14 protein-coding genes are annotated in these 12,815 nt (G+C 36.1%); 3 read left to right on the top strand and 11 right to left on the bottom strand.

The annotated features are described in order from the left end of the window. Positions 1-244: 244 nt before the first annotated feature. From BK574_RS07330 to BK574_RS07355, 6 genes are all read right to left on the bottom strand, one after another. A complete protein-coding gene (locus BK574_RS07330; protein WP_075388952.1) occupies positions 245-502 on the bottom strand; it encodes a hypothetical protein in 258 nt (85 codons plus the stop codon). Positions 503-719: 217 nt separating this feature from the next. Next, on the bottom strand, positions 720-1,742 hold the full coding sequence (locus BK574_RS07335; RefSeq protein ID WP_338020585.1) for a potassium channel family protein: 1,023 nt from the start codon (positions 1,740-1,742) through the stop codon (positions 720-722). Positions 1,743-1,826: 84 nt separating this feature from the next. Further along, positions 1,827-3,074 (bottom strand): glutathionylspermidine synthase family protein, encoded by a 1,248-nt coding sequence (locus BK574_RS07340; protein ID WP_078428135.1) that lies wholly within the window; start codon positions 3,072-3,074, stop codon positions 1,827-1,829. A 15-nt stretch (positions 3,075-3,089) separates the two neighbouring features. Beyond that, positions 3,090-3,506 (bottom strand): DUF350 domain-containing protein, encoded by a 417-nt coding sequence (locus BK574_RS07345; RefSeq protein WP_075388949.1) that lies wholly within the window; start codon positions 3,504-3,506, stop codon positions 3,090-3,092. Further along, on the bottom strand, positions 3,497-4,756 hold the full coding sequence (locus tag BK574_RS07350; RefSeq protein ID WP_158211579.1) for a glutathionylspermidine synthase family protein: 1,260 nt from the start codon (positions 4,754-4,756) through the stop codon (positions 3,497-3,499). The genes BK574_RS07345 and BK574_RS07350 overlap by 10 nt, the downstream gene beginning before the upstream one ends. Beyond that, on the bottom strand, positions 4,749-5,270 hold the full coding sequence (locus tag BK574_RS07355; RefSeq protein WP_075388947.1) for a DUF1190 domain-containing protein: 522 nt from the start codon (positions 5,268-5,270) through the stop codon (positions 4,749-4,751). The genes BK574_RS07350 and BK574_RS07355 overlap by 8 nt, the downstream gene beginning before the upstream one ends. 422 nt (positions 5,271-5,692) lie before the next feature. On the opposite strand from BK574_RS07355, the gene BK574_RS07360 reads away from it, so the two are divergent. After that, positions 5,693-5,848: a Spo0E family sporulation regulatory protein-aspartic acid phosphatase gene (locus tag BK574_RS07360; protein ID WP_139313935.1), complete on the top strand. Its 156-nt coding sequence runs from the start codon at positions 5,693-5,695 to the stop codon at positions 5,846-5,848. A 116-nt stretch (positions 5,849-5,964) separates the two neighbouring features. On the opposite strand, the gene BK574_RS07365 is transcribed toward BK574_RS07360, so the two are convergent. Next, positions 5,965-8,403, bottom strand: coding sequence for a S8 family serine peptidase (locus tag BK574_RS07365; RefSeq protein WP_078428137.1), 2,439 nt, complete (start codon positions 8,401-8,403; stop codon positions 5,965-5,967). 519 nt (positions 8,404-8,922) lie between these two features. Between BK574_RS07365 and BK574_RS07370 the strand changes: the two genes are divergently transcribed. Both BK574_RS07370 and BK574_RS07375 read left to right on the top strand, forming a co-directional pair. Beyond that, positions 8,923-10,356: a carbon starvation CstA family protein gene (locus BK574_RS07370; RefSeq protein ID WP_078428138.1), complete on the top strand. Its 1,434-nt coding sequence runs from the start codon at positions 8,923-8,925 to the stop codon at positions 10,354-10,356. A gap of 213 nt (positions 10,357-10,569) precedes the next feature. Next, positions 10,570-10,935 (top strand): hypothetical protein, encoded by a 366-nt coding sequence (locus tag BK574_RS07375; RefSeq protein WP_078428139.1) that lies wholly within the window; start codon positions 10,570-10,572, stop codon positions 10,933-10,935. Between the two features lie 118 nt (positions 10,936-11,053). Here the strand turns inward: BK574_RS07375 and BK574_RS27985 are convergent, their stop codons facing one another. The 4 genes from BK574_RS27985 to BK574_RS07385 all read right to left on the bottom strand — a co-directional run bounded on the left by BK574_RS27985 (position 11,054) and on the right by BK574_RS07385 (position 12,807). Continuing rightward, positions 11,054-11,218, bottom strand: a complete 165-nt coding sequence (locus BK574_RS27985; RefSeq protein ID WP_180320581.1) for a hypothetical protein — start codon at positions 11,216-11,218, stop codon at positions 11,054-11,056. Further along, positions 11,200-11,337, bottom strand: coding sequence for a hypothetical protein (locus BK574_RS27990; protein ID WP_180320582.1), 138 nt, complete (start codon positions 11,335-11,337; stop codon positions 11,200-11,202). Before BK574_RS27990 ends, BK574_RS27985 begins: the two co-directional genes overlap by 19 nt. Before the next feature lie 104 nt (positions 11,338-11,441). Further along, a complete protein-coding gene (locus BK574_RS27995; RefSeq protein WP_180320583.1) occupies positions 11,442-12,134 on the bottom strand; it encodes a hypothetical protein in 693 nt (230 codons plus the stop codon). A gap of 517 nt (positions 12,135-12,651) precedes the next feature. Further along, the gene (locus BK574_RS07385) at positions 12,652-12,807 is read right to left on the bottom strand and encodes a transposase (RefSeq protein ID WP_420796991.1); all 156 of its coding nucleotides are present in this window, start codon (positions 12,805-12,807) and stop codon (positions 12,652-12,654) included. Between the last annotated feature and the right edge of the window lie 8 nt (positions 12,808-12,815).

A 12,815-nucleotide genomic window follows, 5' to 3' on the forward strand; every position in this document is an offset into this window, starting at 1 on the left:
CACTGATGGTTAGTTGGATAGGCCCACACGATGCGGGTCACACAGACGGGCAACAGGACGTGGCGCATTTAGTCTGTGTTCATTTATTTACTGGCAGTATATCCCCCACTTATCCTTCTTTGATTCCTCGAAGTCTAGAAGTGGGGATATTACTGCCAGTTGTTGCGGGACAAAAAAAGAGCATAGCAAGGATTAAGCTTGCACGCTCTTCTCTATTAGACTTAGGTCCTCCAATATAATAGTTTTACTGTTCTTCCAACTCTTCAATTACAGCTGGGTTAAATAATGAATGAGTCATCGATTGATCCATCCCTTCTAAAGACTGTTTTTCAGTCAAGGCTTCTATTTCTTGATCAATCTTCCTTAAATCTTCTTCAACTAACTCAAAAGATGGACTGTTGCCTTTTAACTCCGTTAATTTATTTTGTAACATTTGTCGTGTTTCCATTAAAACATGAAGGTTTTGGAGTTTTTCAATATACGTTAAGTCTTGTTGTTCCATAACACTAGGTACCTCCCCACGAGTTGATCGTAGTATATAGTTTCCCTCGTTTTTTCATATCTATGTGAAAATAATCATTTTAACAGTTGAAAATTTCACTTTTATCTAACAGTCACTTTTCTACGTCAACTTTGATCCAGTATGATATATTTCCAGCACATGTGCTAAATTCTTACTAAAAACAATTCTACATCCTCTGTGAGAAAGTTATGTCTCCTTATTTTTCTATCAACGTCTGATATGTTTCTTTATTACAAATGATATACAATACCGCTTCATCAGGTATCGATTCTTGTAATCGTCGATTAATATTTAATTGGTCGCGATCAGCTATAAGTGTTGCTCCGTTCGATAGTAATTTTTGAAACGCATCATTATAAGTAACCCAGTTCGCTTTTTTCGATATTTTGTAAAGATCCTCACCATGCTGCCTGCTTATAAGCTGAGAATACACTTTACTTACCCCTTTATACAAGGCCGAGCGCACCGCTAAACTTGAGATCGTTTCTTGCGATAGGATAAATTCATCAACCTTAACATGAGAGAAGTTTAAAATATGCTTTTCAGTCATGACTTCAACTGTTGTATGTACATCAGGTGCTAAACGCTCTACCGTAATCGCTACTAACAAGGTTTTTGCATCTTTTAGAGAGCCATCCTGAAGCGTGTCATCTGAAAAAACAATCACTGCACGGGCCTTATCAATATTGGCTTTCTTATATGTTTCTTCCTCAGTAGGGTCTCCTTGAATATAGTGAATACGATTATTTGAAACATCCATTGGTGCGTGTGGTAAATTATCAATAATAACCACTTCCACTCTAGGGTCTGAGTCGAGAATTTCCTTAACAGCATAATCTGTTTTCTTTCCCCACCCAATGATTATGACATGATTTTCATTTGTATAGCTCAACTTACCTTCCTCCCTTTTCCTTCTAAAAATCGTAAATCCATCAACGATTTTACCAATCACAACACCAAGTAAACCAATTCCAAATAAATACATAAAAATAGCAAACAGTTTTCCTGCAATTGTGACAGGTGAATAATCCCCATATCCAACTGTAGAAAACGTCGTCATTACGAAATAAAACGTATTTAAAACACTCTCAAATGTATCAGGCTCTAGAAGAAACATAATAATCGTACACAAAATAATAAAAATCAACGTTGTGATAAGTAACGTTAAATTTTTCATTTTAATTAAGCTCAGACTAATTTTAAGAAAAAAATGCACCATTCACCCTCCCTTCGTGTAAAAAGTTTAAAAAAGATAAACAAGAAGAAAACAACTCCCGTTTATCTTGTAATATTTAATGATCGTTTACGTTGTAGTGTACGGAACAAACATTGACAGATTACCAGTAATCAACTCACCCACTCGTAAGAAAAGACCACTTGGTTCACCGTTCATTACATGTGAACCGATTAAGAGCTTGCCTGTATAAGGCCCATCCCATGTATCAATCGTTTGATCTGGCATCGGAAAGTATTGTTGATATATAGCTTGTTGACTTTGGTAGTAATCAACATCTTCATCTAATACTAGACCATTAGCAACAACTTTAATCCCTCCACCTTCACGACCTAACACTGGTTTTTTTACATATGAATCCGAAGCCATCTGATCTAAAGAAAAATACGTTGGTAAAAAGTATTTTTCTATTGCAGCTTGTTCTACTCTTGTATACCATTCTTCTTTTTTTGCTGTAATCAGTGCTAAAATTGCTTTTGATTGCATAAGTAATGCCGAGGGAGGATTAATAACCTTCACTTTATTATTGATAATATGAACTAGAAACTGCTCACCTATCGGTTCACCTGTTTCACTACGCTCTTCTAAAAAATATTCTAATGGATAAAGGCGATATAAAAATTCTATCGTATCACCATCAGGTGTTTTCACACCGTCTCTTTCCACAATGATTTGTTCAAGTGAGATGTATTTAGCTTGTTGGGGATACAAATTCATCATGTATTCTACCGTTTTCTTATCTTCATCATGCCAATTTGCACAAGTAAAGTAAAGGGTGTCTGTACTACGAATATTATAATCGCGAATAATCTGATCCCAAGTCGCTTTTATCCTCTTGTTAATATGCGCATTTGGATTTTTACTTTTATGTTCATGACAAAGGACTTCTTGAGCTATCGCTGACTCCACAATACCAACAGGTGTATCAGTATTAGCTTCAATGACTTTTAACCCATTAGAAGACGCTATAAAATCAAATCTAGTAAAATAAGAATACTTTGTTTTCCCTAGTTTTTGAAACAAATCCCATAACATAATCGGTAAACCTAAATCATGAATTGTATGAGGATTTTTTACAATTTGCTCGTACGTTTTTGTAAAAATATCATGAGCGGCACGGGTTGCATTTTCAATTTCGCGCATCATCATGTCTGGAATGAGTAGAAGAGAGTCGCTCATATATTGATTGTCTTCATAATTTTCATAAAGCGTCGCCCACGTAAACCCTTGTTCAGCTACTTTCTTTTCAACAGCTTCCCATGACTTTAAATACAATTCTTGCTGAAATGGCTCAGTTAATGATTTATACGGAACCATAGAGAACCCCCTTTTTTAATAGCTAATCGCTGCAGCTACGATCATACCGACAAGAATTGATACCCCACCTAGGAAAAGACCGACTGCGACATTTCCTTTTTCGACTTCTTTCGCTAAACTCGTATTACGAGTAAACACATACTCAATGATAAAATGAAGAACGATTTGAATGATAATTGCAATCACAGCCCAAATCGTTAAATCGACTAAGTTAATTGAACTTCGGATCGCTGATTGTAATACAACGACGAGCCCTGCCATTTTACCTAATAGCTTTAGAGAAACTGCAACATTACCACTCTTAATAAGGGCACGTTCTGAATATGGAGTAAGTAATTTAAAAATATAAGTCCCAATTAAAAATAAGACTAATGAAGCTGTCAAGTAAACTAAAAAATGATCAAATGTTTGTAAATAATACGTTAAGTCCATTCACGTTCTCCTTTCACACCACATGGTAAGAAATATGATAAGTTATTCGTTATTTTATCGCCGGCCCTTAGTCCAAACGCACTCGGTTTTTCATTAATAATAAAACTTCCGATTAATAGATGAGCTTTTGAGCTTCCATTTTCCGTTTGGATTGTTGTTTCTGGAAGGTCGACATATTTTTGAAATACTTTTACATAGTGGTCATACGCTTTTTCGTTTGGTGAATACACCGTTTCCCCATTCTGTTTGACTTCTACAGTGTTCCCTTCTCGTCCAAATGCAGGTTTAGAAACGTAAATATCTCCTGTATCTTGAAATGGGTCTTCATCTAAATAAGTTGGTAAGAAATACTCTCCAATGACCTCGTGTTCATTTTCGCTAAAAAACGGATGTCGCTGTTCAAACATTCCCCAAATAACTGCCATGACTGCTTTACTTTGCATTAAAAACGCAGATATAGGATTTAACATTCCGACTTTTTTCTTTAGTACTAAGTTCATAAATTCAATTCCAATGGGAAAATCATCTCTCGTTTTATCTTCTAGTAATGCTTCTAATGGATAGGTGTGACGGTAAACGATATCAATTTTCTTGCCGTAAGAATCATAGACACCTTGATGCTCACCTTCTGCAACGATTTGTATTTCTTTCAAAGGTACAAATGACGCTTCTTTAATTTTTGCAACCTCTTTTAAATACTTCATCGTTTCTCGGTCTTCAATATCATCTTCATGAGCCGTAAAAACAACGTACGGGTGGTGATGAACATCTATTGATTTAGCACAATGAAACACACTATTGCGGATCGCTTTACCTAAGTATTCAGCTTCATGCTCATTAGGGTTATAAACCTGAAAGTGCTGACAGACAAGACCATTAATCTCAAAAAGTTCACGAATGAAAGTCGGAGTATCCGAATTAAATTCAATAAGTTTAAGTCCCTCGTTTGAATTAACAAAATCAAAACGACCTATTACCGTTTCATAAGGAAGCTGTATCATCCGTAAAAAAGGAATTGCCTTTTCCGGAAACCCTAAGTTCAGTAAACTGTCATCTGAAGCATTCCTTATCAGATGATTGATTTTTTTATATATTAGATAAGCTTTACTCGTCGCATGTCTAACTGTATCCACGTCTTCTGAAGATAGCTCATAACAATCATATAAAGCATATTCGTTCCCATATAATCTGTCCCAAAAACCAGGTATTTTCGCATAAAATACATTTCGCTTATTTGTGTGTTTATCCACCAAAGGTACCACCACTGCCCATACCAGACCTTGAATTAGTCACTTGACCTGAATTTGTATTTGAACGATTGGTCTGTTGGCCCGTTGTTGTTTGGTTATTCTGATTGTTTTGATTTACGCTTTGTTGAGTATTTGTCGCTCCAGTATTAGGATCTTGTCGTCTGTCATTGTTTAAATTTGCATTTGTTGCCCCACCTCTACCAAGCGCTTGCCCGGCCATAAACGCCGCAATCGTTGGAAACCAGCTTCCACCTGAATAGTAATGTCCATAATTTTCAGATTCCTCTTGAACACATTGATACACTTCTGCTTCAGCATCCCACGTCCACGTATCACAATCCGCTTCATCAGGTGATGGTGGGGTAGTCGTAGGACTTGCGGCTTGAGTATTCGTTTCTTCAGGGACTGAAAATAATTGTTCTTGAGAATTGGTTGAGCATGCCGTTAATCCAAATAATGCAACACTCGTTCCAACGATGCCTTTAAGAAGTTTATCCGTCTTTGGTTTTCTCATTTTCAACACCTCCACGCTAGTATTTACGAAATACCTTATGCAAGGTTTCAAGCTTTTTAAATTCTATCAGTTGACGTCTAAATGAGCAAAGAACTTTTTTAATAGTTTAAGATTTTATATGTGGGTATTACTGCCAGTTGTTACGGGATAAATTTAAAAAATTTAATGTGAACAAATAGGATTATTATACTTGTATGGCGAATATTTATCTTTAATATAAGCTGTGTTTAGTACAAGTTGAATTTCAAGTGATTTAGATAGGAAAATTATTTAAATTGCAAAATACACACTTCACTTAATTAAACGTTGTTTTACTGTTATTCTCAAAATGAGCCGAAGTTGGTATTTAAAAGTACTTCTAACCAGCAATATATTAATAGGTAGAAAGAAGGGTTACTATGATTGAGGGGGGCTACATAGAAATGCCTGCAAGTTTAATGAAGACGATCGAACTGAAGCGAACTGAATTGGTGAGATTCGGAGTTGAATATGGCTTTTCCTCGGAAAAGACTATCAAAAGTAGTCAAGAGCTTGACCAACTGTTAAACACATACGAAAAAACAAAGAAACACCACTAGAAAAAGCAAACCCATTTTCCAGCAGGAAAGTGGGTTTGTTTTTCTAGTGAATCTCACAATCTATAGTAGGAAAAGGAACGATCTCTCTATTTCAAAAGGGATCGTTCGTTATTTCCCTATTCTATTGTAACTAAATATGCTTTATATTCAGTCTCACCTGCTTTTTCTACGTAAACAGCTAACACATAGTCCCCAGGAGGAAGTTTTTCACCATTTACTTTACCATCCCATGAAAATTCGTGTATTGGTGCTGGTACGTTAGAGAATGCACCAATAGTTCCTAGAAATTTACCGATCGTGTTTCCTGGTCCTAATTGATAAAAATCATATTCAAGAACTTCAGCACCACCTGGCAGATATGAACCTACGTAATAAGTTCCATCTTCTTCATTACCAAAGGTTACACCTGTTACTCTCGGATAGTCAGGTTCTCCTACAAATAGAATAGTAGGAACATCAATGCTATTAATACCATCACTTACTACAATAGTACCTTCATAATAACCTGGATCTAACTTTGCAGTGTCGACTTTAACATTGAGGTTTACTTGTTGTTTTTTACCAGCTTGTACATTTAAATTGTTACTTGTTGATACTTTAATGCCATCTGGATTTCCTGTAAAACTAACTTCAAAACTATAACGCTTATTTTTATCAGAAAGATTGATAATCTCAAAGCTTTGTCTTTCTACTTGATTACCAGTGCCTTTCACAAATTTACCGAAAGAATGACTTCCAGGTGCTGCTAATGTTTTTGTTTCAATAGCATCTAGTACACGAATACTTCCTGCACCTTGTGTATTGTGGGGGTAAACCTTCTCTGTTGTTGGATTAATCATATCTTCAGCTGTGTTCATTAACGCTGCTTTCACATTATCTACTCCCCAAGTTGGGTTAGCTTCTAAGATTAAAGCTACAGCACCCGCCACGTGTGGAGCTGCCATAGAAGTGCCCTGGAATGCACCATATCCATAAGGATTTTCAGGATTATGAGTTGGAATGGTACTTACAATGTTAACACCAGGAGCTGATACATCTGGTTTAATCATCCAAGTCGATGTTACTGGTCCGCGAGAAGAGAACTCAGCTACTGTTTCACCTACTTCATAAGCAAATTCAATGTCAAATGAAATCGTGTTGTTTCCTGCTTCTAGTTCTGCTAGTAACTTTTGGCCATCATCTAATGTTGTTTTAATGGTTGGCACTGCCATACCAGGTACATCTGGATGCTCACCAGCAACATTGTTATAAATAATTGCACCGACAGCACCTGCATTTTTTGCGTTTTCTGCTTTATCAACAAATGCAAAGTCCCCACGGCTAATTAATGCAATTTTACCTTCAAGATTTTTTCCTTCAAAGTCTTTTTCATAGCCAAGACCCACATCAACAAACTCATATTCACCTTCATTTAAGGCCAATAAATCTCCCTCTTCTGTAAAGCCCATTACTTTAGCAGAAGGGTACTCAACACCTTCAGAAGTAAATATTTCAGATGTGAAAACATTATAAGGTAGACGAGTCGCTCCTACAGAAATCGCTTGACGCGAAGTTCCAGGAGAACCAACAGTCCAGTTGTTCGGACCGCTGTTTCCGTTAGACGTTACTGCAACAACACCTTCTGCCATCGCCCAATCTAACGCAATAGAAGTTGCCCAGTCTGGACTATTTATTGTGTTGCCTAAAGATAGATTCATAATGTCTGCTCCGTCTTGAACCGCTCTTTCGATACCCGCTACAACATTTTCTGTTGTCCCGCTACCACCTGGACCAAGTACACGGTAAGCTAATAAAGTTGCATCAGGAGCTACACCTTTAATTTGTCCATTAGCTGCAACGGTACCTGCTACGTGTGTACCATGGTTTGTCGAGGCACCGCGAGAATCACCAGGGGGTGTTTCTTGTGGATCATCGTTGTTATCAACGAAATCCCAACCTTTATAGTCACCAAATGCGTGCGCTAAGTCAGGATGTGTATAATCCGTACCTGTATCAATAACTGCTACTGTAATACCTTCTCCAGTGAACCCAGCATCCCATGCTTCATTAGAACCTATAAACGGAGCACTTTCCATCATATACGGGCTGAATGCCTCAGTAGAAATTACTTTTCCACCTACTGCGTCAACAGTATACTCGACGTTCGGATATACCGATTTAACACCAGGTGTTCCTAAAAGTTGAGGGATTTCATTTGCTGGAAGTTCAACTGAAAAACCAGAGAAAACGAAATCATACTCACGGTTCACTTCCACATTTGATACCTTCTTTTTTAGTTCAGATATTACTTTTCCTCTTTCATTCGCTAGCTTTTGTTTCGATTGATTCTTTCCTTTATGTTTAGCTTCAACTACTGACTCTTCATTTATTTCAACTAGGACAATTGTTGGAGCTTTGGTTGACATATCGATATCGCCAAAAATTTCAGCTAATGCTAGTTCTTTAGCTTGTTGCGTTTTTCCTCCTGTATTTGCTAAGGCACTCATACTAAAAGTGGATAAAATGAGTGCAACTGCCAATAACCATATGATCGATTTAGAAATCCTTTTATGCATCGTTAGTAAACATCCTCTCTATATTTATTCTAGAAAACTAACTATCTCTATACTTTAAAAATTACACCTCCTTTTGAGAGTTAGAAACCAAGTATTACGAAAATTTCGAACACTGTAATAATTACTCTTCCAACAAACCTTTTTCCTTTCAGACAAATGCCCTGTCTTTTTGACGAAAACTTCAATAGAAAAACGGGAGTATTCCACCTTGCATTTGGTATTTTTTCGTAATTTCCTAATTCTTTATACATCGCTACAAACTAGTATAAAATATCTAAAATATAAACATAGGTTAAATGTACTTGATTAATATCTATTTAAAAATTCCAAAGTCATTTAAAACAATTAAATAAAAAGTTAATATATTTTCACTATAATTTCCTGAAAATGTAATCAAAACTAGATATCTCTTATACTGATTAATAAAATTTTCCGAAAAATTATTTACACTTCTTTATTACTTTAGTAAAATAACGTAATAAAATTATATACGAATAGTAATTGAAGGGGATTAGACATATGATCACGTTTTTAGCATCTATCGCACTACTTATCTTTGGTTATATTTTTTATTCAAAGCTCGTTGAAAAAGTTTTCGGGATTGACGACAGTAAAACAACTCCAGCTTATGCAAAGAAAGACGGTTTAGATTTTATGCCGATGAGTTGGGTAAAAGGAAGTTTAATTCAATTATTAAATATTGCTGGGCTAGGCCCAATTTTTGGTGCAATTATGGGTGCACTTTATGGACCAGTTGCTTTTATCTGGATTGTTGTAGGAGCTATTTTTGCTGGGGCTGTTCACGATTATTTTGCAGGCATGATGTCATTACGACGGGGAGGAGAACAATTCCCTTCGATCGTTGGTCGATATTTAGGAGTAACAATGAAATCTATTATTAACATCGTTTCAATCATACTTATGATATTAGTAGCCGCTGCATTTACAGCAGGACCTGCACAGTTGTTAGCATCAATAACACCAATTAATTTTACGGTCGCTATTTTCATAATATTTTGTTACTTTGTAATTGCTGCAATGTTGCCTATTAATAAGGTAATTGGTAAAGTTTATCCTATATTTGGAGCAGTATTAATTTTTATGGCTCTAGCAATTGGTATAGGTTTGTTATTTCAAGAGCAACCAGTCCCTAACTTAACTTTTGAAAATTTACATCCTCAAGAATTGCCAATTTGGCCACTCATTATGATTACGATTTCGTGTGGTGCGATCTCAGGTTTTCATTCTACACAAAGTCCAATCATTGCCAGAACAATGAAAAAAGAAAGCGATGGACGTAAAGTATTTTACGGTGCGATGATTGCAGAAGCCATTATTGCAATGATTTGGGCTGCAGCGGCTATGACTTTTTTTGGAGGAACAGGTGGTTTACAAGCTGCTCTTGCCGAAGGTGGTCCAGCAGGTGTGGTCGATCTTATTGCAAAATCATGGCTTGGAACTCTAGGAGGTATTCTTGCAATTATTGGTGTTATTATTCTACCTGTAACAACAGGTGATACTGCACTTAGATCTGCAAGAATGATGCTTGTCGATTTGCTAAGAAATTTATTCAAGTTAGAAGAAAAATGGAAGCAATCATTATTAGCTATACCTGTAATTATTACAACATTTGCTTTGACTCAGATCGACTACTCATTCTTATGGAGATATGTAGGTTGGACAAACCAAGTTGTTGCAACTGTCATGTTATGGACAGCAGCCATTTATCTTTTACAAACAAAAAAATTTCATTGGATATGTTCGCTTCCCGCATTATTTATGACTGGCGTAGTTGGAACATATATCTTCTATGCACCAGAAGGTTTCAGCCTTTCTTACCCTCTTTCTGTTGGGATCGGAATTGGTGTAACAATAGTTGTCGCGATCTGGTTTGCTCTACAAGTAAGAAAAAACAATCGTATAGGACCAAAAGAAAACTCTAATGCTGCCTAAGTTAGACTGATGAGAACTACTTCAAATGAATTGGAGAAAGACATATAAATGGAGAAACGCTAGGGCTTTTTTTCCTAGCGTTTTTTTGTTGATCATAGTTCTTTACAAACATTTAATATTTTCTTTAATTTTATTACTAGAAATAGTTGTTATAATATAAACAGAATATGCATATTAAAGTGACCATAATATTTAATTAATGAGGTGATATTAATGAGTGATCAAATCTTACAACAGATTTTACAAGAACTTAAAATCATTAAATCTGACCAACAACAAATGAAAGATGATCAGCAAGAAATGAAATCTGACATCCAAAATATGAAACCTCTACTCGATGAGAATACAGCGATTGTAAAAGCTATTCGTGATCGTCAAGAAGAAACTGATGCCAAACTTGAAAACCTCGCTACCGACGTTCACCAAATCCACGGTGAGATAGCACGTCTTGATGAAAAAATTGATGTTACGCATAAAGAAATAGTCGATGAACTACAAAACATTAGAAATGACCTTGATTTCACTTATCAAAAAACTGCAATAAATGAAAGAGAAATCTATAAATTAAAAAATAAGTAATTTCACACTTCCCTTAATTCACTACCCCGCATAATGGATTACAACTTCAATTACTATCATCTAGTTAACCAAATATGTAAGAAGGCTGGCTATTGTACCAACCTTTTATTCTTAACTTTTATAAAAAGATTAACCCAAATATCGTTGAAATTATAAGCCCTAACACAACAGGAATAAAACTCTTTCGAACGAGTTCCCTGACTGGTACTTTTGCAAATCCAGCAACGGCTACGAGTGAGGACCATGCTATTAAGGTTCCACCGCCTACCCAGATTGAACCCATTTGACCGATGGAAGAGCTAATGTAGCTGCATCGACACCTACAGTCGGGCTTAAAGCTCCTGATAACGCCCCTACTAACGGGAGCCCTGAAAATCCAGAACCATCTAATCCAGTTATCATCCCAATGATGAGAATACCAAAGCCCGCGACAAACGCACTGTCTGGAATAAGCTGTTGTCCAGCTTGGACAAGGTCAAAAAGGGAAGAAGGGGAATTTTCTACACCTAATATTTGGGCAGATAACTCTCACTTCCGATAAACAAAAATCCTTTGACGATGTTATCACTAACATTACCAAGTGCTTTCTTCATATTATTAAAGAATGTTGCGGCAATTAATAAAACTGCTGCTGCCCCTCCAATCAGTGCTGCTCCAGACCCACCTTCAATAGACGGTATTACACTCGAAAATTTAGCTAGAACCATATAAACGATAATTATTAGAAATGAAAGAGGAACTAGCACAGCAAACAACATACGATATTTGCTATTCTCTTGTTTTTTGACTTCTGGACCCTCATCATCAACTGCTGAATTTGTTCGTCCCCACACTAATAAATGTTTATCTGAAGGACGTTGTATCGACTTTCTTATAAAAATATACGCCAGAGTAATTGCAACTGCACCTGTAATGATCGATAACAAAAAGGCTTTGTCAGCTACCGGACTAACTTCAACTCCTGCAGCAGTAGAACTTAACATTGGCGCAATTTGTATAACATAATCTGAAGATAAAGCCATTCCCTGACCAGCTAGTGAAATTGCAATTGCAGCTCCAATTGGTGGTAACCCTGCACGGATCGCAACGGGAATGAGCAATGCTCCTACTAACGGGACAGCGGAAGTAGCAATAGAGACAAAATTATTAAAGTTTGAGAATTCTTTCGATTTCAATGGTAAGCCGTTACAGGAAATCATTCGCCATTACAACCAACTTTTCTAAAAAATGGCGTGAGAAGCTGCATTATAAAAGATTACTATTCATCATACTCTTTCTATACTCGTATTAAATAATTTTTGGTGGTAGTAAATAATCATCGCAGAGCTTTTTCTAAACTCATTCAAGCTACAGTAGGAACTCAATCAACACTTATTTTTTTCTTTTCTAATCTGTAGTATAATTGTCGTTAATTTCTCGAAAGTAGCATTTGGATAATCTTCTTTAAAGAGATTGGAATGTAGATATAATTCCTTTAACCCACTATGATAAATTATTTCATTGTGACTATTTTTATATCCTGAATTATTCATACTTCGAAGTTAAATCACGATTGAACTCAAAAAACCAATAAATTACTTCATTATAAAGTGAAATCATAGTAACTTGGCTACTTCAGTTGTGATTTTAAAAGTTTTGCTTGAAAATATCTGTTTTTAGGCAGACTACTCCCTTGGTCTGGTGTGTAGTTTCTAAAAATTGGTTATTTGATCATTTTTAATTGAATTTCAATTTTTGAACTCGCTGAAGTACTTTCCAAAAGAATTCCTGATACACGAAACTTGAGGCTAGTTTAAAGTAAAGGGAACGTCCTGACTTTACTAATTTACTGGCAACTTTAATAATTCGTGTACGTATGGTATCGATTTGCATGGTCTTTT

Origin of the sequence: Alkalihalobacterium alkalinitrilicum (genome assembly GCF_002019605.1) — a bacterium.
Classification (GTDB): domain Bacteria; phylum Bacillota; class Bacilli; order Bacillales; family Bacillaceae_F; genus Alkalihalobacterium; species Alkalihalobacterium alkalinitrilicum.

Coding starts and splice junctions, on each gene's coding strand:
- BK574_RS27990 (WP_180320582.1), bottom strand. CDS start 11,337: ATGATAACTGGATTAGATGGTTCTGGATTTTCAGGGCTCCCGTTAGTA.
- BK574_RS07365 (WP_078428137.1), bottom strand. CDS start 8,403: ATGCATAAAAGGATTTCTAAATCGATCATATGGTTATTGGCAGTTGCA.
- BK574_RS27995 (WP_180320583.1), bottom strand. CDS start 12,134: ATGATTTCCTGTAACGGCTTACCATTGAAATCGAAAGAATTCTCAAAC.
- BK574_RS07375 (WP_078428139.1), top strand. CDS start 10,570: ATGAGTGATCAAATCTTACAACAGATTTTACAAGAACTTAAAATCATT.
- BK574_RS07335 (WP_338020585.1), bottom strand. CDS start 1,742: ATGGTGCATTTTTTTCTTAAAATTAGTCTGAGCTTAATTAAAATGAAA.
- BK574_RS07340 (WP_078428135.1), bottom strand. CDS start 3,074: ATGGTTCCGTATAAATCATTAACTGAGCCATTTCAGCAAGAATTGTAT.
- BK574_RS07330 (WP_075388952.1), bottom strand. CDS start 502: ATGGAACAACAAGACTTAACGTATATTGAAAAACTCCAAAACCTTCAT.
- BK574_RS27985 (WP_180320581.1), bottom strand. CDS start 11,218: ATGGGTTCAATCTGGGTAGGCGGTGGAACCTTAATAGCATGGTCCTCA.
- BK574_RS07360 (WP_139313935.1), top strand. CDS start 5,693: ATGCCTGCAAGTTTAATGAAGACGATCGAACTGAAGCGAACTGAATTG.
- BK574_RS07345 (WP_075388949.1), bottom strand. CDS start 3,506: ATGGACTTAACGTATTATTTACAAACATTTGATCATTTTTTAGTTTAC.
- BK574_RS07385 (WP_420796991.1), bottom strand. CDS start 12,807: ATGCAAATCGATACCATACGTACACGAATTATTAAAGTTGCCAGTAAA.
- BK574_RS07355 (WP_075388947.1), bottom strand. CDS start 5,270: ATGAGAAAACCAAAGACGGATAAACTTCTTAAAGGCATCGTTGGAACG.
- BK574_RS07370 (WP_078428138.1), top strand. CDS start 8,923: ATGATCACGTTTTTAGCATCTATCGCACTACTTATCTTTGGTTATATT.